We start from the raw sequence: 21914 nt of genomic DNA on the forward strand, positions 1-21914 counted from the left end.
GCATGCCCGCGGGGACGGCGGGTGGCCCCCGGGTGACCGTCGGCGGTCAATTCCGGTGCGCTCTGTCACCCGCTCTGTCGACAAGGCGGCGCCCCCTACGCGGCCCACGCCTCCTACGCGCCCCTCGCGCCCCTCGCGCCCCTCTCACCCCTCGCGTCCGAGTCGGTCGGCGACCCCTTCCCGCACCGCCCCACCGCGCTCGACCCCGCCGTCCCGGCCCTGCTGCGCGCGCAGCTCACCCAGTACCGGGCGCTCGGCCAGCACCTCGACCCCGTCCTGCTCGTCCCCGCCCTGCAGATGCAGAGCGAGACCGCCGTCCGGATCGCGCTGCGCTGCGACGGCCGTTCGCGCGCCGAACTGCTGCTGATCGCCGCCCACTTCATCGAGTTCGGCGGCTGGATGGCCCAGGAGGCGGGCGACCGGCACACCGCCCTCGCGCACACCGAACGGGCCGTCGAACTCGCCCGGGCCGGCGGCAACCGCCACCTCGCCGGGTACGCGCTGGTCCGCCGCGCCCTGATCACCTTCTACGCCGGGGACGCCGCCGCCACCGTCGCGCTCGCCACCGCCGCCCAGGACCGCCGCCTGCCGCCGCGCATCCGCGGCCTCGCCGCACTCCGCGAGGCCCAGGGCCACGCCCTCGGCGGCGACCGCAACCGCTGCCTGCGCGCCCTGGAACGCGCCGAGGTGCTGCTCGCCACCGCCGCCGCCGACCACGACGGCGGCCCGGTGATCGGCAGCGCCAACGTCGCCGACCCCGCCGCGATGACCACCGGCTGGTGCCTGTTCGACCTCGGCCACGCCCGGCGCGCCGCCGAGGTCCTCGACCGCGAGTACGACCGCCTCCCGCCGCACGCCACCCGGGCCCGGATCCGCTACGGGCTGCGCCGCGCCCTGGCCCACGCCGGCGCCGGCGAGGCCGAGCACGCCTGCGCCGTCGCGGCCGAACAGCTCGGCGCGCTGGCCGACGTCCCCTCCGCGACGGTCGCCACCGACCTGCGCCGACTCGACCGCGAACTGCGGCGCTTCCGGGCCAGCCGGACGGTGCGCGCGTTCCAGCCCGTGCTGCTCCGGGCGATCACCGGCGGCTGCTGACCGCCCCGGTCCGCCCCCCGCACCACCGTTTCCCTCCTCCCGGGCGGGTCCGCCGCCGGGACACCCCGCACAGAGAGGTCGACGCACCATGCCCGCGATCTTCGTGAACTACCGCACCGGAGACCAGGAGGCGGTCGCCGCGCTGCTCGACCACGGACTGTCCTACCGGTTCGGCAGCGACCGGGTGTTCCGGGCGAGCAAGTCCATCGCCCCCGGCCGCCACTACCCGCGGGAGATCATCGCCGGGGTCCGCAGCTGCGCGGTCCTGCTCGCGGTGATCGGCCCCCGCTGGTTCGACGTGCCGGGCCGCGACGGCCGCCCCGCCGTCGAGGACCCCGGGGACTGGCCGCGCCGCGAGATCGCCGAAGCCTTCGCCGCCGGAGCCCTGGTCGTTCCGGTCCTGGTCGGCGACACCCCCAGGCTCCGCCCCGAACGCCTCCCCGAACCGCTGGCGCCCCTCGCCGACTGCCAGCACCGCCGCTTCGACCTGCGCAGCTCGCACACCGACCTGGCCCGGATCGCCGACGAACTCGCAGCGCTGATACCGGAGTTGGCCGCCCACGACACGGCCCGCGTCTGACTCTCCCAAAGACACGCAGCAGCACGGACCTTCGACGGGCTCCGGCCGTCAGCGGCCTCGACCCGCCGTTCCCCGGGCCCCTGGTGGTTGCTCTCCCGGATCCTCGCGGTCCGCCCGTCAGGGCTTGCGGGCGACGCCGGCCCAGATGGCGACCTCGTGGTCGGTGTCCTGCGGGGCCTGGTCGGGGCGCCAGAGCGGGGCGGTGACCAGGCCGGGCTCCAGCAGTTCGAGGCCGTCGAAGAAGCGCAGCACCTGTTCGCGGCTGCGCATGCTGAGCTGCGCGCTCGCGGACTTGTAGGCGGCGGGGCCCTTGGCGGCCTCCTGCGGGGGAGCGAAGTCGCCGGTTGCGTGCGAGAGGGCGAGGTGGCTGCCGGAGGGCAGGGCGTCGACCAGGGTGCGGACGATCCCGTACGGGTCGTCGGCGTCGTCGATGAAGTGCAGGATCGCGAACAGCTGGAGGGCGACCGGCTGGTCGAGGTCGAGCAGCTCGCGGACGGCGGGGTCGGCGAGGATCGCCTTCGGGTCGCGCAGGTCGGCCTGCAGGACGCTGACCGTGCCGGGGCGGGCGCCGGCGAGCAGGGCCCGGCCGTGCACCAGGACGATCGGGTCGTTGTCCAGGTAGGCGACCTTCGCGGCGGGGTCGACGGCCTGGGCGATCTCGTGGGTGTTCCCGGCCGAGGGGATGCCGGTGCCGATGTCGAGGAACTGGCGCACGCCCTGCTCGGCGAGGGTGCGCACGGCCCGCTGCAGGAACGCCCGGTTGGCCCGGGCGCTGATCCGCACCAGCGGGCTGATCGAGAGGACCTGGTCGGCGGCGGCCCGGTCGGCGGGGAAGTTGTCCTTGCCGCCGAGGTAGTAGTCGTACATCCGGGCCGGGTGCGGGATCTCGGGGCGCAGCTCGGCGGACGGCGGCGGCTCCTGGCCGCCGGACATCCAGTCGAGCGCGATTTCCTGATGGTCGGTCATGTCTGGCTCCCCCGTCGGTGGAACGCGTTTTCGGGGGCAGCATAGACGGCCCGGCGGGGGGTGCGGCGGCCGCCCGGGGAAAGGAGCGGATCAGCTCTCCGCGTCCGGGTCGGGCCCGGGTTCGGGGCCGGTGTCCGGGTCGCGGGTGAGCAGGTAGCGGGCGCCCGGTCCGGCGGCCCCGGCCCGGTCGGCGGCGTTGTAGAGGCCGCAGCGGGTCAGGGAGAGGCAGCCGCAGCCGATGCATCCGGTCAACTTGGCTCGCATCAGCTGGAGTTCGGCGATCTGCCGGTCGATCCGGTGCTGCCAGGCGGCGGCCACGGCGTCCCACTGGCGGGTGCTGGGGGCGCGGTCCTCGGGGAGCCGGGCGAGTGCGGCGCGGGCCTCGTCGAGGCTGAGCCCGACCTGCTGGGCGGCCCGGACGAAGGCGATCCGGCGCAGCGCGGAGCGGGGGTAGCGGCGCTGGTTCCCGGCGGTGCGGGTGGAGTGGATCAGCCCGAGGCTCTCGTAGTAGCGCAGCGCGGAGGCGGCCAGGCCGCTGCGTTCGGCGAGCTGGCCGATGGTGAGGACGTCGTGCCGGGTGGGTGCCATGGCCGTCCAGGGTACCGGGGAGCGTCCGCTTGACTTCAAGCGCGCTTGAAGTCGGAGGCTGTTCCCCATGACGAGCGAAGCGACCCGCACCCTCGGCGGCGGCGGGTACACCGACCTGCCGCGCCTGATCTCCCTGATGACCGGCGACGAGAAGCACTCCCCGGCCGCGAACTCCACCCTGGACGCGCTGTGGGTGCTGTACGACCGGGTGCTGGACGTGCGCCCGGAGAACGCGGACGCGCCGGAGCGGGACAGGTTCCTGCTGTCCAAGGGCCACGGCCCGATGGCGTACTACGCGGTGCTGGCCGCGAAGGGCTTCTTCCCGGTGGAGCTGCTGCACAGCTTCGGCGCCTACGACTCGCCGCTGGGCCACCACCCGGACCGGCTGCTGGTGCCCGGCGCGGAGATCGGCTCCGGTTCGCTGGGCCACGGCCTGCCGCTGGCGGTGGGCACCGCGCTGGGCCTGCGGGCGCAGGGGCTGGAGCGCCCGGCGGTGTGGGTGCTGATCGGGGACGCCGAGTTCGACGAGGGCTCCAACCACGAGGCGGTGGCCTTCGCCGGGGCGTACGGCCTGGAGCGGCTGCACGTCCTGGTGATCGACAACTCCTCGGCCACGCACGGCTGGAGCGGCGGCATCGCGGCCCGCTTCGCCGGCGAGGGCTGGTCGACGGCCGCCGTCGACGGCCGCGACCACGAGCAGCTGTACCGGGCGTTCACCGCCCCGCATCCGGGCCGCCCGCACGCGGTGGTGGCCCGCACCGAGCCCAAGTACAGCTGAGAGCAGGGGAGAAGAGACCGTGAACAGCACCCACGAGCCGACCATGCGCGAGCAGTTCGCCACCACCGTCACCGAGTTGCTGGAGCGCGACCCGCGCACCGCGCTGGTGCTCGCCGACATCGGGGTCGCGCAGTTCCCCGGGGCGGCCCGCGCCCACCCCGACCGGGTGGTCAACGTCGGCATCCGCGAGCAGCTGCTGATCGGCGTCGCGGGCGGCCTGGCGCTGACCGGGATGCGCCCGATCGCCCACACCTTCGCCAGCTTCCTGATCGAACGGCCCTTCGAGCAGGTCAAGTTGGACCTGGTGCACCAGGGCGTCGGCGCCGTCCTGGTGTCCGCCGCCGGCTCCTACGACTGGCCGGCCGGCGGCCGCACCCACATGTCCCCGGGGGACGTCGCCCTGCTCGACACCCTGCCCGGCTGGCACATGCACGTCCCCGGCCACCCCGCCGAGACCGACCTGCTGCTGCGCCACGCGGTCGCCGCCGGCGACACCCTGCAGTACGTCCGGCTCTCCGCCCACCAGAACGCCGAGCCCCGCCCGGTCGCACCCGGCAGGTTCCTGACCGTCCGCCAGGGCTCCCGGTCGGCCGGCACGGTGCTGGCGGTCGGCCCGATGCTGGACGCCGTGCTGGCGGCCACCGAGACGCTCGACGTGACGGTGCTGTACGCGGCCACCGTCCGCCCGTTCGACGCGGCGGGCCTGCGCGCGGCGCTGGGCGAGCGGGCCGACGTGGTGCTGGTGGAGCCGTACCTGGCGGGCACCTCCGAGCGGGCGGCGCACCAGGCGCTGGCCGACCTGCCGCACCGGGTCCTGGCGCTGGGCGTGCCGGTGGCCGAGCACCGGCACTACGGTTCGGTCCCCGAGCACCTGGCCGCCTACGGCCTGGACGCCGCCGGGCTGCGCGCCCGGATCGCCGAGCACCTCTGGTAGGGCCCGCCGGCCGCTCAGGCGGTGCGCACCACCGCCACCGCGTCCGGCCCGAGCAGCACCGCGCCGCCCGGACCGGCCGCCACCTCGCCGAACGACGCCTCCAGTGCGGCGAGTTCGCCCTCCAGCGGGACGGGCAGCGGCTGCGCCCCGCCGCCGAGCCGCACCAGCACCCGGTAGCGGCCGCGGTGCACCACCAGCCACCCGGCGGCCGCGTCGTGGCGGACCAGGACGGCCGCCAGGTCGCCGTCCGCCAGCTCCGGGGCGGCCCGCCGCAGCCGGATCAACTCGCGGTACCAGGCCAGCAGTTCGGCGTGCGGGGCGCGCTGCGGTTCGGACCAGTCCAGGGTGGAGGCGCGCACCGTGTCGGGGCTCTGCGGGTCCGGCACGTCCTCGGCCCGCCAGCCGTGCCCGGCGAACTCCCGCCGCCGCCCCTGCCGGACGGCCTCGGCCAGCTGCGGGTCGGTGTGGTCGGTGAAGTACTGCCAGGGGGTGCCCGCGCCCCACTCCTCGCCCATGAACAGCATCGGCGTGAACGGCGAGGTCAGCACCAGCGCGGCCGCCGCGGCCAGCCGCCCCGGCGGCAGCGACGCGGAGAGCCGGTCGCCGGTGGCCCGGTTGCCGACCTGGTCGTGGGTCTGCGCGTAGCCCAGCAGCCGGTGCCCGCGCTCGGCCGGGAACGGGCGGCCGTGCGAGCGGCCCCGGAACGAGGACCAACTCCCGTCGTGAAAGAAGCCCTTGGTCAGCGTCTTGGCCACGGCCGCGTACGGGTCGGCGGCGAAGTCCGCGTAGTAGCCCTGGGATTCGCCGGTCAGCAGGCAGTGCAGCGCGTGGTGGAAGTCGTCGCTCCACTGCGCGTCCAGGCCCTGCCCGCCCGCCTCCCGGGCGGTGGTGGTGCGCGGGTCGTTCAGGTCGGACTCGCCGACCAGGAACAGCGGACGGCCGGTGGCCCGCGCCAACGTGCCCACCTCGGCGGAGAGTTCCTCCAGGAAGTGGCGGGCCCGGGTGTCCACCAGGGCGTGCACCGCGTCCAGCCGCAGCCCGTCGATCCGGTAGTCGCGCAGCCAGGCCAGCGCGCTCTCGATCAGGAAGGCCCGGACCTCGTCCGAGCCCGGCGCGTCCAGGTTGACCGCCGAACCCCACGGCGTCTGGTGCCGGTCGGTGAAGTACGGGCCGTACTGCGGAAGGTAGTTGCCGGACGGGCCGAGGTGGTTGTGCACCACGTCCAGCACCACGCCCACCCCGCGCCGGTGCGCCGCGTCCACGAACCGTTTCAGCCCGTCCGGGCCGCCGTACGGCTCGTGCACCGCCCACAGGTCGACCCCGTCGTAACCCCAGCCGGAGCGGCCCGGGAAGGCGCACACCGGCATCAACTCGACGAAGTCCACGCCCAGTTCGACCAGGTGGTCGAGCCTGGCGGCGGCCGCGTCGAACGTCCCTTCCGGGGTGAAGGTGCCCACGTGCAGCTCGTACACCACCGACCCCGGCAGCGGGCGGCCCCGCCAGGCGGTCTCCGACCAGGCGAACGCCGCGTGGTCGACCGGGCGGCTCAGCCCGTCCGGGCCGGACGGCTGCCGGGCCGAGCGCGGGTCCGGCAGCGCCGGCCTCCCGTTCAGCCGGAACCCGTAGTCACCCTCCGGAGCCTCGCCGCGCCACCAGCCCGGCCGCCCCGAATCGCGCTCCAGCAGGTACGGGATCGCCCCGACCTCGACCTCGACCACCTTGGCGTCCGGCGCCCACACCTGGTACCGCATCACGACCCCTCCGAGAGCAACGCCACCGGCAACTGCCGGAACAGATAGGACAGTTCGACCGGACCGCCGGTGAAGCGGCGCTCCGTCAGCAGGTCCGTCCAGCGGCCCGGCGGCAGCTCCAGCACCGTCTCGCGCCAGCCGCCCGCCCGGTGCAGCCCGTACGGCAGCCGGGTCGCCGCGGACAGCACCCGCTCGCCCCGCCCGAACGCCACCAGGTGCTCCGCCGCCGGGCCGTCCGCCGCCAGCGGCCGGTACGAGCCCAACTCGCCCGCGCGGCGCAGGTGCAGGGCCGTGGTGGTCAGGTGCAGCTTCTCCCGGGCCAGGTCGCCCGGGCGCGGCTCCGGCGAGTCGGTCAGCCGCACCGCCAGCGCGCCCAGGTCCACCGGCGCCCGGTTGTCCGGGTCGACCAGCGTGTACAGCGGCTCCTCGCCGCCCTGGAACACGTCCGGCACGCCCGGCGCCAGCAGGTGCAGCAGCGTCGCCGACAGCGAGTTCACCCGGGCGAACGGCGCGATCAGCCCGGCGAACCCGGCGATCCGCGGACACAGCCCCGGATTGGCCAGCGCCTCCCGCGCGTACCGCTCCAGCCAGCCCTCGAACCCCGCGTCCGGGGCCTTCCACGAGGTGCGCCGCTTCGCCTCCCGCACCGACTTCAGCACCACCGCCAGCAGCCGGTCCTGAGGCAGCGGCCACGCCGCCAGCAGGGTCTGCCACAGCAGCCAGGCCGTCGGGCGGTCCGCGCACGGCCCCGCCGCCAGCGTCCACGCCGCGCACTCCGCCGCCCACACCTCCGGCAGCTCCGCCAGCACCGCGAGCCGGGCCCGGGCGTCCGCGCTGCGCTTGGTGTCGTGCGTGGACAGCGCCGTCATCGCCCCCGGCCACAGCCGCTCCTGGTCGGCGCACCAGCGGTGGAACTCGTCCACCGACACCCCCGGGCGCTCCGGCAGGCCGCCCACCTCGTTCAGCGACAGCAGTGCGTTGAACCGGTAGAACGCGGTGTCCTCCACGCCCTTGGCCGCCACCGCCGACGCGGTCTGCGCGAACCGCCGGCAGAACTCGTCCCGCGCCGCCGACCGCCCCAGCGAACCCAGCGCCAGCGCCCGCACCAGCAGCTCGGTGTCCGAGGCGTCCACCGGGGCCGCCAGCGCCTGGCGGGCCTCCAGCGGGGCCGGCTCGCCCGGCACCACGTACGGCCGGTACACCGGGTACCCGGTCAGCAGGCCCTCCAGCGCCCGGCGCACCGCCAGCGGCGAGTGGTCCGCCAGCTCGGGGCCCTCCGCGCAGATCCGCCCCACCAGGCGCACCAGCCGGTCGGTCTCCGCGGCCAGCGCCCCGCCCGGCGCGACCATCTCGGCCCGCCCGGCCCGGCCCGCCGCCGCCGGGTCCGCCGCCTCGCCGACGTCCCGCCGGTAGGCCGCGAACAGCTTCTCCGCGCCCCGCCGGTCGGTCAGCACCCCGTCGATCCGGCGCAGCGCGTCGTACCCCGTCGTCCCCGCGCACGGCCAGTCCGCGGGCAGCGCCTCGTCCCCGGTCAGGATCTTCTCCACCACCGTGTACGCCCCGCCGGTCGCCTCCGCCAGCCGCCGCAGGTAGCCGCGCGGATCGGCCAGCCCGTCCGGGTGGTCGATCCGGAAGCCCGCCAGCACGCCCTCCCGGTGCAGCCGCAGCAGCACCCCGTGCGTCGCCTCGAACACCTCCGGGACCTCCACCCGGACGGCGATCAGGTCGTTCACGGTGAAGAACCGGCGGTAGTTGACCTGCTCGTCCGCCAGCTGCCACCAGCACAGCCGGTACCACTGCCGCTCCAGCAGCTCCGCCAGCGGCAGGCCCTCGGTGCCGGGCCGCAGCGGGAACTCGTGCTCGTGGTAGCGCAGCACCTCCCCGTCCACCACCAGCTGCCCCAGCACCGCGCCCAGCCGGTCGCCCAGCAGCGGCAGCAGCAGCCGCCCCCGCTCCGGCGCGTCCACCGGCCCCGGCTGGGCGCCCCAGTCGACGTCGAACCAGGCCGCGAACGGGTCGTCCGGGCCGTTCTTCAGCACCTGCCACAGCGGCCCGTTCAACCGCTCCGGCACCGGCAGCGCCATGTGGTTCGGCACCACGTCGGCGATCAGCGCCAGCCCGTGCGCCGCCGCCTCCGCGGCCAGCGCGCGCAGCGCCCCCTCGCCGCCCAGCTGCTCGCTGATCCGGCTGTGGTCCAGCGTGTCGTACCCGTGCGTGGACCCCGCCACCGCCTCCAGCAGCGGCGACAGGTGCAGGTGCGACACGCCGAGCGCCGCCAGGTACGGCACCGCCCGGCGGGCGTCGTCGAAGGTGAACCCCGGCTGCAACTGGAGCCGGTAACTGGCCGTCGGGGCGTCGGCTGTCTCGGGGCGTGCGGCGGCGGACGTCATACCCGGATGCCTACCCGAGCCACCCCGCCGCTACCGCCCGCACTGCGCCGAACGGGCCCCCGCTCACACCGGATCGGGCTCCGCCGCCCCCTCGCCCGCCAGCGCCCGGGCCGCCGCCAGCTCCGCCGCCGCCCCGGTCAGTGACGCCTCCACCATCGCGTACGCGTCCGGCCCCACCGGCACCCGCACCGGCCCGGACGGTGCCGCGACGGCCCGCAGCACCAGCTCCGCGAACGCCTCCGGCCGGTTCAGCTCGGCGTCCCCCGCCATGCCGCGCAGCGCCAGGTGCATCGGCTCCAGCGTCTCCCCGTACACCGGCAGCTTCACCGCCGTCTCGGCCAGCGAATTCCCGTACGAGGTGGCGAAGCCGCCCGGCTCCACCACCGTCACCCGCACCCCGAACGGCGCGGCCTCCGCCGCCAGCGCCAGGCTCATCCCCTCCAGCGCGAACTTTCCCGCGACGTACGCCCCCAGCCCCGGGAAGGCCATCCGGCCGCCCACCGAGGAGACGTTCACCACGTGGCCGCCGCCCTGCGCCCGCATCACCGGCAGCACCAGCCGCGACAGCCGCCACGGCGCCACCGCCAGCACCTCCAGCTGCTCGCGCAGCTCCTCGTCCGAGACCTCCTCCACCGCCCCGAACAGGCCCACCCCCGCGTTGTTCACCAGCACGTCCACCCCGCCGAAGCGCTCGCGCGCCAGCTCCACCACCGCCGCGCAGTCTGCCGCGCTGCGCAGCTCCAGCCGGGCCGGCACCACCTGCTCGGGGAACTCCGCCGCCAGCGCGTCCAGCGGCGAGGCCCCCCGGCTGGTCGCCACGATCCGGTCCCCGGCCGCCGCCACCGCCCGCGCGAGCGCCAGCCCCAACCCCGACGAACAACCGGTCACCAACCAACGACGAGACACTTCGTACCCCCTCTGATCTGCGATTTCACGCTACGCAGGGGGATACCCCGATCAGGGGCCCGGGGAACGGCGGGTCGATGCTGCTGGTGGCCGGAGCCCATCGAAGTGTCCGTGCTGCTGCGTGTCTTCAACGGAACCGGAAGCAGATGCGCGCTCCGGCAGTGAATCGTCAGCAGACCCGGGCTCGCCGTTCCCCGAGCCCCTGGCGGGGGCTCTCTTCCGTCACGCGGGGCGCTGGAGGACCACCAGGGCGCGGTCCGGCAGGCGCAGCGTGTCGCCGGCCTTGACGCGGGGGCCGGTGCCGCGCGGGGGGAGGGTGGGGAGGGAGGTGTCGACGACGAGTTGCCAGGCTTCGCCGTGGTCGGCGGGGACGGTGAAGGCGAGCGGCTCGAAGTGGGCGTTGAACATCAGCAGGAAGGAGTCGTCGACGATCTTGCCGCCCCGGCGGTCGGGTTCGGAGATGGCGTTGCCGTTGAGGAAGACGGTCAGCGACTTCGCGTAGGTGGTGGACCAGTCCTTCTTGGTCATCTCCTCGCCGGCGGGGGTGAACCAGGCGATGTCGGTGAGGTCGTCGTGGGTGCCGGAGACCGGGCGGCCGTGGAAGAAGCGGCGGCGGCGGAAGACCGGGTGGTCGCGGCGCAGCCAGATCATGCCCTGGGTGAACTCCAGCAGGGAGGCGTCGGCGCCGGCCCAGTCGACCCAGGTGAGCTCGGAGTCCTGGCAGTAGGCGTTGTTGTTGCCGCGCTGGGTGCGCCCGGCCTCGTCGCCGTGGCAGAGCATCGGGACGCCCTGGGAGAGCATCAGGGTGGCGACGAAGTTGCGCTGCTGGCGGGCCCGCAGTTCCAGGACGGCCGGGTCGGTGGTGTCGCCCTCGGCGCCGCAGTTCCAGGAGCGGTTGTGCGACTCGCCGTCCCGGTTGTCCTCGTGGTTGGCCTCGTTGTGCTTGTCGTTGTAGGAGACCAGGTCGCGCAGGGTGAAGCCGTCGTGGCAGGTGACGAAGTTGATCGAGGCGATCGGGCGGCGGCCGTCGTCCTGGTAGAGGTCGGAGGAGCCGGTCAGCCGGGAGCCGAACTCGGCCAGCGTCGCGGGTTCGCCGCGCCAGAAGTCGCGGACGGTGTCCCGGTACTTGCCGTTCCACTCGGTCCACAGCGGCGGGAAGTTGCCGACCTGGTAGCCGCCCTCGCCGAGGTCCCAGGGCTCGGCGATCAGCTTGGCCTGGGAGACCACCGGGTCCTGCTGGACCAGGTCGAAGAACGAGGAGAGCCGGTCGACCTCGTGGAACTGCCGGGCCAGCGTGGCGGCCAGGTCGAAGCGGAAGCCGTCCACGTGCATCTCGGTGACCCAGTAGCGCAGCGAGTCCATGATCATCTGGAGCACGTGCGGACTGCGCATCAGCAGCGAGTTGCCGGTGCCGGTGGTGTCCTCGTAGAAGCGCTGGTCCTTGGCGAGCCGGTAGTAGGAGGCGTTGTCCAGGCCGCGGAAGGAGAGCGTCGGGCCCAGGTGGTTGCCCTCCGCGGTGTGGTTGTAGACCACGTCGAGGATCACCTCGATCCCGGCCGCGTGCAGCGCCTTCACCATCGACTTGAACTCCTGCACCTGCTGGCCGCGGTCGCCGGTGGAGGAGAACGAGGAGTGCGGGGCGAAGAAGCCGACCGTGTTGTAGCCCCAGTAGTTGGACAGCCCCAGGTCGCGCAGCCGGTGGTCGCGGACGAACTGGTGCACCGGCATCAGCTCGATCGCGGTCACGCCCAGCTTCGCCAGGTGCTCGATCACCGCCGGGTGGGCCAGGCCGGCGTAGGTGCCGCGGATCTCCTCCGGGATGCCCGGGTGCCGCTTGGTCAGGCCCTTCACGTGCGCCTCGTACAGCACGGTGCGGTGGTAGTCGGTGCGCGGCGGCCGGTCGGTGCCCCAGTCGAAGTACGGGTTGATCACCACCGAGTGCATGGTGTGCGGCGCCGAGTCCAGGTCGTTGCGGCGCTCGGGCGCGCCGAAGTGGTAGCCGTACACCGACTCGTCCCAGTCGATGTTCCCGCTCATCGCCTTCGCGTACGGGTCGAGCAGCAGCTTCGAGGCGTTGTGCCGCTGGCCCAGGCCCGGCTGGTACGGGCCGTGCACCCGGAAGCCGTAGCGCTGGCCGGGCTGCACGCCCGGGAGGTAGGCGTGCCGGACGAAGGCGTCGGTCTCGCGGAGCTCGACCACCGTCTCGGTGCCGTCCTCGGCGAGCAGGCAGAGTTCGATCCGGTGCGCGCTCTCCGAGAACACGGCGAAGTTCGTGCCCGCACCGTCGTAGGTGGCGCCGAGCGGATACGGTTGCCCCGGCCAGACCTGCATGAGACCCCAACTTCCTTGCGCAAGACGCGAACTGGCGCTCCCACGGGGGATTCCCGGCGGAGCGCCCGGCCATGTGCGGGGCGGCAGCGGCGTGACGCACGGCACATTCCGCATACTCCCCGGCGGGGGCCGGAACTCCCCGCCCATTCGCCCGTGGTTCGCCCGAACGGGTGTCCTGGCGGCCCGACCCGTCGGCGTGGCGCGGTCGGACGGTGACGGACCGCCGGGAGCCGGTCCGCTTGCTGTCAAGAGGGCTGCGGCCCGGTGGCGGCGGGCGATACCCTTGATCGTCCGGATCGCGAGCCCCGGGCCCGTGCGGCGTGCGACCAGGACCGCCGCGGTGGAGCGAAACAGCGGACGCACCGTCACCCGCGGGGGACGGACGAGAGGTGAGGTAGCGGATGGGGTTCCCCGCCGGCGGCGACGGCACGGACCCGCGGGCCGGGAGCAGCGAGGCCCCCACGCTGATCGTCCGCGGCGGCCGCGGCCCGCTGCCCCCGCAGAGCGGCCCGCTGGAGGGCATGCCGCCCGCCTGGGCCGCCGAGCAGTGGGAGGACGCCTACCGCCGGGTCCGGCTGACCGGCCGCGCCTACGTCTGGCTCAACCTGGTCGAGCAGCGGATGCGCGCCCTGGTCGACGAGGTGCTGCGCCCGGTCTACGCGCCCGCGCACGGCGAGGAGTGGGTCACCGCCGCCGCCGGACCGGCCGGCGAGGAGTGGGTGCACCGGGCCGCCGCCGTCCGCGAGGTCTCCCGCCGCAAGGGCTACCTGCTGGACCCGCTGGACGACGACCCGCTGGTCTTCCTCACCCTGCCGCAGCTGCGCGAACTGATGGTGCAGCACTGGCCGTGCTTCGAACCGCACCTGGTGGACCGCCGGGAGGTCGAGCTGGCCCTGGACGAGCTGGAGGTCGCCCGGCACGTGGTCTCCCGCAACCGGGCCCTGTCGCAGACCGTCCTCGACCAGACCGAGCGGGCCGCCGCCCGGCTGCTCGCCCTGCTCGACGGCGCGCACGGCGGCGTCCCCGCCGACGTGGTCGAGGAACTCGTGGCCGGCCGCTACGCCGACGTGGTCGCCGTCCACCCCGACCGGGTCCGGCTGCAGCGCGACCTGCCGGTCGAGGACCTGCTCGACGGCGCCCGGCGGCTCGACGCGGTCGGCATCGGCCTGGGCATGCTCTGCCAGAACTACACCGGCAAGCGGCTGGTCAAGCTCGCCTCCGACGGCTGCCGGGTGCGGCTGCTGTTCCTCAACCCGGCCAGCAGCGCGGTGCGTCGGCGCGAGCGCGAACTGGGCATCGGCCGAGGCGAGTTGGGGCGTGCCGTGGAGATGAACATCATGCACGTGCGGCGGGTGCGGGCCCGGCTGCGCGACCAGGGCAGCTTCGAGATCCGGGTGTTCGACGAACTGCCCCGGTTCACCGCGTACCTGGTCGAGGGCCAGCGCACCACCGGCGCCGGCGGGCGCCGCCGCTCCACCGACCTCGGCGTGGTCCAGCCGTACCTGCGCAAGGCGCGCGGCATCGAGTCGCCCGCGCTGGTGCTGCGCGGCGGCGCCGGGCAGGAGTCCGGCGGCACCGAGCCCGGGCTGCTGGAGGTCTACCGCGAGGAGTTCGAGGGGCTGTGGGGCGACTCCCGGCCGGTCTCCTGAACGCGCACCGGGCCGCCCGGCGGGCGCGTACCGGCCCGTCCGAGGGGCAGACGCGCCCTGGCGCTGTCACTGCGGCGCGCGATGATGGACGCACCTTGGCAGTGCTGACGGAAGGACACACCCCATGACCTGGTGGAAGGGGCCGCTCACCGGTTTCGACCTGGAGACCACCGGCACCGACCCGGAGGAGTCACGGATCGTCACCGCCGCCGTGGTCGACACCCTCGGCGGCGGCGTGCAGGGCGCCACCACCTGGCTGCTCGACCCGGGCGTGCCGATACCCGCCGAGGCCGCCGCCATCCACGGCATCACCGACGCCGAGGCCCGCGCCAACGGCCGCCCCGCCGCGGCGGCGATCGAGGAGATCGCCACCGCCCTGGCCGAGCGGCTCGCCGCCGGGCGCCCCGTGGTCGCCTTCAACGCCCCCTTCGACCTCTCCCTGCTCGACGCCGAACTGCGCCGGCACGGCCTGCCCACGCTGGCCGAGCGCCTTGGCGGCCCGGTCGGCCCGGTGGTCGACGCGATGGTCGTCGACCGCGCCCTGGACAAGTACCGCAAGGGCTCGCGCACCCTGCAGCGGGTCTGCGAGGTCTACGGCGTCGAACTGCGCGACGCGCACGAGGCCGGCAGCGACGCGCTGGCCGCCGTCCGGGTCGCCGTCGCCCTCGGCCACCGGTACCCGGACCAGGCCGGCGACCTGCCGCTGGACGAACTGCACCGGCGGCAGGTCGACTGGTACCGCAGCTGGGCCGCCGACCTGCAGGACTGGCTGCGCCGCAAGGACCCGGCGGCCGTGGTCGACCCGCGCTGGCCGCTCAAGGCCGCCTCCTGAGCGCCGCGCCGACGGCCCGTCAGGACTGCGGGAAGTCGAAGGCGTAACCCTGGGAGACCAGCCACGGCAGCAGCTGTTCGAGCGCCGCCACCGTCTGGCTCCGGTCGCCGCCGCCGTCGTGCATCAGCACCACCCCGCCCGGGCGGAGGTTCTGCTGCACGTTGGAGACGATCGCCCGCACGCCCGGGCGCGACCAGTCGCGCGGGTCGACCGTCCAGCCCAGCGACTTCATCCCCAGGTCGGCGCCGATCCGCTCGTTCTCCGCGGTGAAGTCGCCGCCCGGGGCGCGCCACCAGGTGATCTCCGGGGCGTTGCCGGCGGCCTTCTCGATGTCGGCCTTGGCGTCGCCGATCTCGGCGACCTGCCGCTCGTGGCTCTGGGTGTGCATCGGCTGCGGGTGGTCCACGGTGTGGTCGCACAGCCGGTGGCCCTCGGCGAGGATCCGCCGCACCGCCGCCGGGTGGGTCTTCGCGTTGTCGCCGATCTCGCAGAACGTCGCCTTGGCGCCGTACTGCGCCAGCAGGTCTAGCACCCGGCCGGTGGCCGGGCCCGGGCCGTCGTCGAAGGTCAGCGCCACCGTCCGCCCGCCCGCGGCGGTGTGCCGCAGCACGCCGGTGGCCGGTGCGTGGGTGGACGGCGCGGCGCTGCCGGGCGTGCCGCTCGGGCTCGGCCGGACGGGGGCCGCCGTCCGGGCCGCGGACGGGGAGGCGGACGGGGACGCGTACGGGGAGGCGGACGGCGCGGCGGAGGCGGAGGTGCCGCTCGCGGACGGGGCCGGGGTGCTGCGGGTGGGGGAGGCCGGGCTCTCGCCGCCCTCGCCGGGTGTCGGCCGGGCCGCCACCGAGGAACTCCCGCCCGCCGCGCCGGTGGTGCTCGCGCTCGGTGCCACCGAGCGGTGCGCGGCGTCCCCCGCCGCGGAGGGGGAGCCCTGCGCGGCGCAGCCGGCCAGCAGGGCCGAGGTGCCGAGCAGCGCGGAGGCGCCGAGCAGGAGGGAACGTCGGGGGGCGGGTATGCGGGCCTTCACCATGGGGCGACTCCTGACGTCGTACCGGCCGCCGCGGGGCGGGGCGTCCGGTACGACGCCAGGTACGAGCGGGGTGGTTCCGTCCGGTTGTGGGCCGCGTCACAGTGCGGCGCGGAACGCCGCGCCGCGGGGCGGCCAATCGGACAGAAGCGGGCAGAATGGGAGTTAAGCGGTCAGAACGCGAACCAGCGTACTGCCGTCGCTCCGTCCCGCAGCGAGCCCACCCGGCGGCGGAACTCGGCCGCCGCGGCCGGGTTCCCGGCCGCCTGCTGGGCCACCCACGCCGCGCTCGCGGTCTCCCGGGCCCCGCGCAGCACCGCGAAGCCCGGCCAGTCGCGGACGTCCCACCCGTAGGCCGCGTCGAACGCGGCGACCTCCTCGGCCGGTACGCCGTAGCGGTCCTGACTGAGCGCCAGCACCACCAGGTCGTGCTCGCGCAGGTCCGAGGCCATGTACTCCAGGTCGAGCAGCACCGGGCCGTCCGGGGTGACGTGCACGTTGCGCGGCAGCGCGTCGCCGTGGATCGGGCCGGGCGGCAGGGCCGGGGCCAGTTCGGCGATCGCGGTGAGAAAGGTCTCCTTCCGGAGCCGGAGGAAGGCCGTGTCGGCGGGGTCGACGTGCCCCTCGGCGGCGGCCAGCCAGGCGTCCACCGGGGCCAGCAGGTCGCGCCGCCCGAGCGGGACCGGGGCCGGGCCCAGCGCGTGCAGCGCGGTCAGCAGCGGCGCCAGGTCGACCGGCCGGGCCGGGCGGACGGCCGGGGCCAGCCGGTGCCACCAGGTCACGGGGTGCTCCCGCACCACCCGCACGCCGCCGTCGGCCGGGCGCACCACCGGCACGCCCGCGCCGTCCAGCCAGCGCGCCAGCGCGAGTTCGCGCTCGGCCCGGGCGGCGTCCCCCGGGGTGCGGCCGACCTTGGCCACCAGCCCCTCGGCGGGCAGTTCGAAGACGGCGTTCTGCCCCAGCGCGAGCAGCACGGCCCCGGCCGGGTCGATCCCGGCCGGGGCGCACGCCTCCTGCAGGAGGGCCAGCGCCCTCGGTTCGTCGAAGATCACCCGTTCATTGTCGGGGGGATCCCCGGCGGGCGGTGCAGGCGGGGCCCGGGGAACCGCCGCGCCCCGGGCCCCGCCGCCGCGGCTCCGCTAGCGGCCGGCGCCGACGGGCAGCGGTTCGGCGGGCGCCCCGGCCGGCCCGCCGACCGGGCCCTCGGCCTCGATCCGGGGGAGCCAGTGCAGCCAGCGCGGCAGGTACCAGTTCTTCTCGCCGAGCAGGGTCATCACGGCGGGGAGCAGGACGGCCCGGATCACCGTGGCGTCGATCAGGACGGCGACGGCCAGGCCCACGCCCATCTGCTTCATGGACTGCATGGAGAGCGTGCCGAAGACCGCGAAGACGCCGACCATGATGACCGCGGCGCTGGTGACCACGCCGGCCGTGCTGCGGATGCCGTGGGCGACGGCGGCCCCGGTGCCCAGGCCGCGGTCCCGGGCCTCCTTGATCCGGGAGACCACGAAGACGTGGTAGTCCATCGAGAGGCCGAACAGGATCACGAAGAGGAACAGCGGGATCCAGCTCTCGACCGCGCCGACGCCCGCGGTGCCGATCAGCGAGGCGCCGACGCCGTGCTGGAAGACCAGCGCGAGCACGCCGTAGGCCGCGCCGATGGAGAGCAGGTTGAGCAGGACGGCGGTCAGCGCGACCGTCAGCGACCGGAAGGAGAGCAGCATCAGCAGGAAGGCGAAGGCGACCACGAAGCCGAAGACCGGCAGCAGCGAGTCGGACATCTGCCGGTTGAAGTCGACCGACCCGGCGGTGCTGCCGGTGACCGGCGCCTCGGTGCCGGGCACCGCGCCGACCGTGGCGGGCACGACCTCCTCGCGCAGGGCCTTCAGCGCGGCGACCGAGGCCGCGTCGTTGCCGCTGCCGTACAGCGGGATGTCCACCGTCGCGACGTTCTGCTCGGCGTGCACCTTCACCTCGGTGGGGCCGTGCATCTTCCCGGTGGCGAGGGCGCGGGCCTGCAGGTCGGCGAGGGCCGCGGTCATCTCGGGGGAGGTGATGTCCCGGGCCCTGACCACCACGGTGGCGGGGGAGGGGGTGCCGGGGAAGGCGGCCTCGACCCGCTGGGAGGTGGCGACCAGGGCGTTGCCCTCGGGCAGCTGCTGCTGGAAGGTCAGGTTCGCGGTGTGCATGGTCAGCAGCGGGGCGGCGATCGCCAGCAGCACGCCGGTGGCGAGCACGGCGGCGGCCAGCGGGCGGCGCAGCACCGGGGTGAGCACCGCGTTCCAGAACCGGCCGCCCTCCCCGGCGGCGCGCCGCGAGCGGCGCAGGAAGGGCAGCCGGCCCTTCTCGACCCGGTCGCCCAGCATTGAGAGCAGGGCGGGCAGCACGGTCAGCGAGCCGAGCACGGCGGTGACCACGACCACGATCGTGGCGAAGGCCATCGACCGGAAGTCGGCCATGCCGGTGAGGAACATGCCGGCCATGGCGACCACCACGGTGATGCCGGAGACCAGGACGGCCCGGCCGCTGGTGGCGGCGGCGATCCGCAGCGCGGTGGCGTGGTCGCGGCCGGCGGCCCGCTCCTCGCGCTCCCGGCGCAGGTAGAACAGGCAGTAGTCGACGCCGACGGCGAGGCCGACCAGCAGCATCATCGAGCTGGCGTTGTCGCTGGTGTGCAGCACGCCGGAGGCGAGGGCGACCAGGCCGCCGGCGGCGACGAAGGCGGTGATCGCCAGGACCACCGGCAGCACGGCGGCGACCACGGCCCCGAAGGCGATCAGCAGGATGCCCAGGGCGAGCGGCACGGCCGTCCACTCGGCGCGCGTGAAGTCGTCCTTGAACTGGTCGGCGAACCACTTGCCGGAGCTGGCCTCGCCGTACTCCTCGATCACGAAGCCGGTGTGCCGCTCCTTCGCCCCGGCCACCGCGTCCATCACGGCGGGCACGTTGGCGACGGCGGCCTCCTGGTCGTCCCCGTCGACGGTGAACTGCAGCAGCACCGAGTGCCGGTCCGCGGAGACCGCGCCGGTGTCGTACGGGCTGAGCGGCTCGCTGGTGCGGCCGGTGGCCCGGACGGCGGCCGAGACCTGCTCCACGGTGGACCGGAAGGCCGGGTCGTCGGCCGTCAGGCCGGCGCTCTGGACCAGCACGGTCTCGCCGGCCGGGGACTTCAGGCCCGCCTCGTCCAGGATCCGGGCGGCCCGGGAGGTCTGGCCGGGCAGCGACTCCGACTCGGTGACCTTCTCCGAGCCGTGCACGCCGCCGAGGAAGGAGACGAGGACGACGAACAGGAGCCAGCCGAAGACCGCGGTCTTCCGGTGGCGGGCGCTCCAGGCGCCCATGGTGGCGGCGATTCCCTGCTTCACTGCTGGTTCCCCCAGGGGTGTCGGACGGCCGTGGCCGCCCCGGTCAGTGGGCCGCGGGAGCGGGCTCCGGCGGCCCGACCAACGCTAGGAAAGCGGGCCTTGACGAACCATCCGGCTAGTCACCGGCTTTTCCCTGGACCTGCCCCCAGGGGTGAGTAGGGGGTTAACCCCACCCCGGGGGTCGGGGTCTCCTCCTTGGGGTGCGGTGCGGTGTCCACCCTGAGGGGGAGCGATCTCCACCCGGAGCACGAGGTGGGAGGGCCCGCGGCCGGGTGACGATAGTGCGGGGCCGGCTCCGTGGCCGCCCCTGGGGGGCGGAACCGAAACCCACTTGCCGGGCGGCAAGTAAGGTCTCGTAGAATGCCCACTAGTCCTTACCTGCCGACCGGCTAGGCCCTGCGCGGGCCCGCGTGCCGGTCCGAGCCGTTGCCCGGTTCCCGTCCCCCGGCGGCGGTGAACCATGCCCAGGAGGCATTGCGAGCATGTTCCACCGACTTGGACACTTCGTCGTCAAGCGGGCCTGGTGGGTGATCATCGCCTGGGTGGTCGCTTCCTTCGCCCTGGTCTCCTTCGCCCCGAAGATGAGCGCCTCGACCGACGAGTCAGAGTTCCTGCCGAAGCACTACGAGTCGATCCGGGCCTCGGTCCTCCAGGAGGAGAAGTTCCCGGCGGAGTTCACGCCGGGCGCCATCCTGCTGTTCGAGCGCACCGACGGCGGCGCGCTGACCGACGCCGACAAGGCCGACATGGCCAAGGTCACCCAGGGTCTGACCGACAAGCACGTCAAGCTGGTCGAGCAGATCATCCCGCCGTCGGAGAAGAGCACCTCCCAGGACGGCCACTACGCCATGTCGATGGTCTCCATCGACAAGACGAAGATGCAGACCGACGAGTACAGCGACGCCGCCAAGGAACTGCGCACCGAGGGCAAGAAGCTCGCCGAGGGCACCGCGCTGAAGTTCCAGATCGGCGGCCAGGCCGCGATGGCGCTGGACCAGAAGGAGTCCTCCAGCGCCACCGACGCGATCACCATGGTGGCCACCGTGGTGCTGATCGTGGTCATCGTCGGCGTGATCTTCCGCGGCGTGCTGGTCGGCTGGCTGCCGGTGCTGCTCTCACTGCTCCCGATGATCGCCGCCAGCGGCCTGATCGCCTTCGTCACCAAGCTGTTCGACCTGAAGAGCTCGCCCATCGCCTCCGCGATCCAGATCGTGGTGATCCTCGGCGTCGGCACCGACTACTTCCTGTTCCTGATGTTCCGCTACCGCGAGCGGCTGCGGGCCGGTGACGACCGCAAGTCGGCCGTGGCCAACGGCGTCGCCCGGGTCGGCGAGGCGATCGCCTCGGCGGCCGGCGCGGTCACCGTCGCCTTCGCCGTGCTGCTCCTCTCCGAGCTGGGCATGTTCACCGCGCTCGGCCCGGCGCTGGCCATCTCGGTCATCGTCACCGCGTTGGCCTCGCTCACCCTGACCCCGGCGCTGCTCGCCGTCATCCCGGCCAAGGCCACCTTCTGGCCCGGCAAGAAGTGGATGGAGGAGCCGAAGGGCGCCCGCTTCCACAAGTTGGGCAAGACTGTCGGCCGCCGTCCGGGCCTGGTCGCCGCGTTCTCCGGCGGTGTGCTGGTGGTCCTCTCGCTGGCCGGCCTCGGCTACCAGGGCACCTTCGACATGGCCAAGAGCATGATGCCGAAGGACAAGGAGTCCATGGTCGTCATGGACTCGCTCAGCAAGGGCTTCTCGGCCGGCGCCGCCGACCCGACGCACGTCTTCCTGAGCACCGCGAACAAGGGCGGCGGCCCGCTCGACGCCGCTGCGCTGGACGGCTTCGGCGCCAAGCTGGGCCAGGTGCCCGGCGTCGCCGGCGTCGCTGCCGAGCACAAGACCAGCGAGGACGGCACCACCGCCGACTTCGTGGTGACCCTGAAGGACGCCGCGGCCAGCAACGAGGCGATCGACTCGATCACCGAGCTGCGCTCCACCGCGCACGCCGCCGCCCCCAGCGGCAGCGAGGCCCTGATCGGCGGCACCTCGTCGGTCTACAAGGACATCAACCTGGCGATGACCCACGACTACAAGCTGGTCTTCCCGGTGGCGGGCGTGCTGATCCTGCTGATCCTGGGCCTGCAGCTGCGCAGCGTGGTCGCCCCCTGGTACCTGATGGCCTCGGTCGGCCTCGGCTTCGCGGCCACCCTGGGCGCCACCACGGTGGCCTTCCTCAAGATCGGGTCCGAGCCCGGTCTGATGTTCATGCTGCCGATCTTCATCTACCTGTTCGTGGTGGCGATCGGCACCGACTACAACATCCTGATCATCGCCCGCCTGCGGGAGGAGGCCCGCGAGGGCCGCAGCCCGCGCAAGGCGGCCGAGGAGGCGCTGCGGCACGCCGGTCCGACCGTCGCGGCGGCGGGCTTCATCCTGGCGGCGTCCTTCGCGACCTTCATGCTGGCGGGCAACGTGCTCTTCGCGGAGCTGGGCTTCGCCCTGTCCATCGGCATCGCGCTGGCGGCCTTCGTGATGGCGATGTTCTTCACCCCGTCGATCACCGCGCTGCTCGGCAAGAAGGCGTGGTGGCCCGGTCACGGCGCGATGCCCGACCACGGCCCCGAGTCGATCGGCGGCGGCGAGCGCGAGCCGCAGCCGGCCGGTCGGGCCTGATCCGGCGGCCGCCGGGAGCCCGGCGGCCCGGTGCGCGGGGGGCATGCGGTCCGAGAGGACCGCATGCCCCC

At 74.4% G+C, this 21914-nt stretch carries 16 protein-coding genes; 7 read left to right on the top strand and 9 right to left on the bottom strand.

Annotation, left to right across the window (positions count from 1 at the left end; translation table 11 throughout):
- Window positions 1-297 precede the first annotated feature (297 nt).
- A complete protein-coding gene (locus ACWEO5_RS01605; RefSeq protein WP_452159088.1) occupies window positions 298-1095 on the top strand; it encodes a DNA-binding protein in 798 nt (265 codons plus the stop codon).
- Window positions 1096-1183: 88 nt separating this feature from the next.
- The gene (locus ACWEO5_RS01610) at window positions 1184-1675 is read left to right on the top strand and encodes a toll/interleukin-1 receptor domain-containing protein (protein ID WP_452159090.1); all 492 of its coding nucleotides are present in this window, start codon (window positions 1184-1186) and stop codon (window positions 1673-1675) included.
- A gap of 117 nt (window positions 1676-1792) precedes the next feature.
- Here ACWEO5_RS01610 and ACWEO5_RS01615 read toward each other — a convergent pair whose 3' ends face one another.
- Complete coding sequence (locus ACWEO5_RS01615) at window positions 1793-2641, bottom strand: SAM-dependent methyltransferase (RefSeq protein WP_452159092.1); 849 nt, start codon at window positions 2639-2641, stop codon at window positions 1793-1795.
- 90 nt (window positions 2642-2731) lie between these two features.
- A complete protein-coding gene (soxR, locus tag ACWEO5_RS01620; RefSeq protein WP_344551858.1) occupies window positions 2732-3229 on the bottom strand; it encodes a redox-sensitive transcriptional activator SoxR in 498 nt (165 codons plus the stop codon).
- 67 nt (window positions 3230-3296) lie between these two features.
- Here soxR and ACWEO5_RS01625 point away from each other — a divergent pair, with 67 nt between their 5' ends.
- Both ACWEO5_RS01625 and ACWEO5_RS01630 read left to right on the top strand, forming a co-directional pair.
- Window positions 3297-4007, top strand: coding sequence for a transketolase (locus ACWEO5_RS01625; RefSeq protein ID WP_452159094.1), 711 nt, complete (start codon window positions 3297-3299; stop codon window positions 4005-4007).
- Between the two features lie 43 nt (window positions 4008-4050).
- Window positions 4051-4941 (top strand): transketolase family protein, encoded by an 891-nt coding sequence (locus ACWEO5_RS01630; protein ID WP_452159271.1) that lies wholly within the window; start codon window positions 4051-4053, stop codon window positions 4939-4941.
- A 14-nt stretch (window positions 4942-4955) separates the two neighbouring features.
- On the opposite strand, the gene treZ is transcribed toward ACWEO5_RS01630, so the two are convergent.
- From treZ to glgX, 4 genes are all read right to left on the bottom strand, one after another.
- The gene (treZ, locus tag ACWEO5_RS01635; RefSeq protein WP_452159096.1) at window positions 4956-6692 is read right to left on the bottom strand and encodes a malto-oligosyltrehalose trehalohydrolase; all 1737 of its coding nucleotides are present in this window, start codon (window positions 6690-6692) and stop codon (window positions 4956-4958) included.
- A complete protein-coding gene (gene treY / locus ACWEO5_RS01640) occupies window positions 6692-9082 on the bottom strand; it encodes a malto-oligosyltrehalose synthase (RefSeq protein ID WP_452159098.1) in 2391 nt (796 codons plus the stop codon). The genes treZ and treY overlap by 1 nt, the downstream gene beginning before the upstream one ends.
- Window positions 9083-9145: 63 nt before the next feature.
- Window positions 9146-9988: an SDR family oxidoreductase gene (locus tag ACWEO5_RS01645; protein ID WP_452159101.1), complete on the bottom strand. Its 843-nt coding sequence runs from the start codon at window positions 9986-9988 to the stop codon at window positions 9146-9148.
- 222 nt (window positions 9989-10210) lie between these two features.
- Window positions 10211-12319, bottom strand: coding sequence for a glycogen debranching protein GlgX (gene glgX / locus ACWEO5_RS01650; RefSeq protein ID WP_452159103.1), 2109 nt, complete (start codon window positions 12317-12319; stop codon window positions 10211-10213).
- 401 nt (window positions 12320-12720) lie between these two features.
- On the opposite strand from glgX, the gene ACWEO5_RS01655 reads away from it, so the two are divergent.
- Both ACWEO5_RS01655 and ACWEO5_RS01660 read left to right on the top strand, forming a co-directional pair.
- Complete coding sequence (locus ACWEO5_RS01655; RefSeq protein ID WP_380272865.1) at window positions 12721-13968, top strand: SAV2148 family HEPN domain-containing protein; 1248 nt, start codon at window positions 12721-12723, stop codon at window positions 13966-13968.
- Window positions 13969-14092: 124 nt separating this feature from the next.
- Entirely contained in the window at window positions 14093-14800 is a 708-nt protein-coding gene (locus ACWEO5_RS01660; RefSeq protein ID WP_344551864.1) for an exonuclease domain-containing protein, read from the top strand.
- Between the two features lie 19 nt (window positions 14801-14819).
- On the opposite strand, the gene ACWEO5_RS01665 is transcribed toward ACWEO5_RS01660, so the two are convergent.
- From ACWEO5_RS01665 to ACWEO5_RS01675, 3 genes are all read right to left on the bottom strand, one after another.
- Window positions 14820-15827, bottom strand: a complete 1008-nt coding sequence (locus tag ACWEO5_RS01665; protein WP_452159106.1) for a polysaccharide deacetylase family protein — start codon at window positions 15825-15827, stop codon at window positions 14820-14822.
- A 170-nt stretch (window positions 15828-15997) separates the two neighbouring features.
- Complete coding sequence (locus tag ACWEO5_RS01670) at window positions 15998-16876, bottom strand: phosphotransferase enzyme family protein (RefSeq protein ID WP_380272862.1); 879 nt, start codon at window positions 16874-16876, stop codon at window positions 15998-16000.
- Window positions 16877-16963: 87 nt separating this feature from the next.
- On the bottom strand, window positions 16964-19165 hold the full coding sequence (locus ACWEO5_RS01675) for an MMPL family transporter (protein WP_452159273.1): 2202 nt from the start codon (window positions 19163-19165) through the stop codon (window positions 16964-16966).
- Window positions 19166-19671: 506 nt separating this feature from the next.
- Here ACWEO5_RS01675 and ACWEO5_RS01680 point away from each other — a divergent pair.
- Complete coding sequence (locus ACWEO5_RS01680) at window positions 19672-21843, top strand: MMPL family transporter (RefSeq protein ID WP_452159108.1); 2172 nt, start codon at window positions 19672-19674, stop codon at window positions 21841-21843.
- Window positions 21844-21914 lie beyond the last annotated feature (71 nt).

This window comes from Kitasatospora sp. NPDC004272 (assembly GCF_053603035.1).

What these genes read in the sequence shown, in the direction of transcription:
- ACWEO5_RS01655 (WP_380272865.1), top strand. Translation starts at nt 12,721, where the DNA reads ATGGGGTTCCCCGCCGGCGGCGACGGCACGGACCCGCGGGCCGGGAGC.
- soxR (WP_344551858.1), bottom strand. Translation starts at nt 3,229, where the DNA reads ATGGCACCCACCCGGCACGACGTCCTCACCATCGGCCAGCTCGCCGAA.
- treY (WP_452159098.1), bottom strand. Translation starts at nt 9,082, where the DNA reads ATGACGTCCGCCGCCGCACGCCCCGAGACAGCCGACGCCCCGACGGCC.
- ACWEO5_RS01630 (WP_452159271.1), top strand. Translation starts at nt 4,051, where the DNA reads ATGCGCGAGCAGTTCGCCACCACCGTCACCGAGTTGCTGGAGCGCGAC.
- ACWEO5_RS01680 (WP_452159108.1), top strand. Translation starts at nt 19,672, where the DNA reads ATGTTCCACCGACTTGGACACTTCGTCGTCAAGCGGGCCTGGTGGGTG.
- ACWEO5_RS01605 (WP_452159088.1), top strand. Translation starts at nt 298, where the DNA reads ATGCAGAGCGAGACCGCCGTCCGGATCGCGCTGCGCTGCGACGGCCGT.
- ACWEO5_RS01660 (WP_344551864.1), top strand. Translation starts at nt 14,093, where the DNA reads ATGACCTGGTGGAAGGGGCCGCTCACCGGTTTCGACCTGGAGACCACC.
- ACWEO5_RS01615 (WP_452159092.1), bottom strand. Translation starts at nt 2,641, where the DNA reads ATGACCGACCATCAGGAAATCGCGCTCGACTGGATGTCCGGCGGCCAG.
- ACWEO5_RS01625 (WP_452159094.1), top strand. Translation starts at nt 3,297, where the DNA reads ATGACGAGCGAAGCGACCCGCACCCTCGGCGGCGGCGGGTACACCGAC.
- ACWEO5_RS01665 (WP_452159106.1), bottom strand. Translation starts at nt 15,827, where the DNA reads ATGGTGAAGGCCCGCATACCCGCCCCCCGACGTTCCCTCCTGCTCGGC.
- ACWEO5_RS01675 (WP_452159273.1), bottom strand. Translation starts at nt 19,165, where the DNA reads ATGGGCGCCTGGAGCGCCCGCCACCGGAAGACCGCGGTCTTCGGCTGG.
- treZ (WP_452159096.1), bottom strand. Translation starts at nt 6,692, where the DNA reads ATGCGGTACCAGGTGTGGGCGCCGGACGCCAAGGTGGTCGAGGTCGAG.
- glgX (WP_452159103.1), bottom strand. Translation starts at nt 12,319, where the DNA reads ATGCAGGTCTGGCCGGGGCAACCGTATCCGCTCGGCGCCACCTACGAC.
- ACWEO5_RS01610 (WP_452159090.1), top strand. Translation starts at nt 1,184, where the DNA reads ATGCCCGCGATCTTCGTGAACTACCGCACCGGAGACCAGGAGGCGGTC.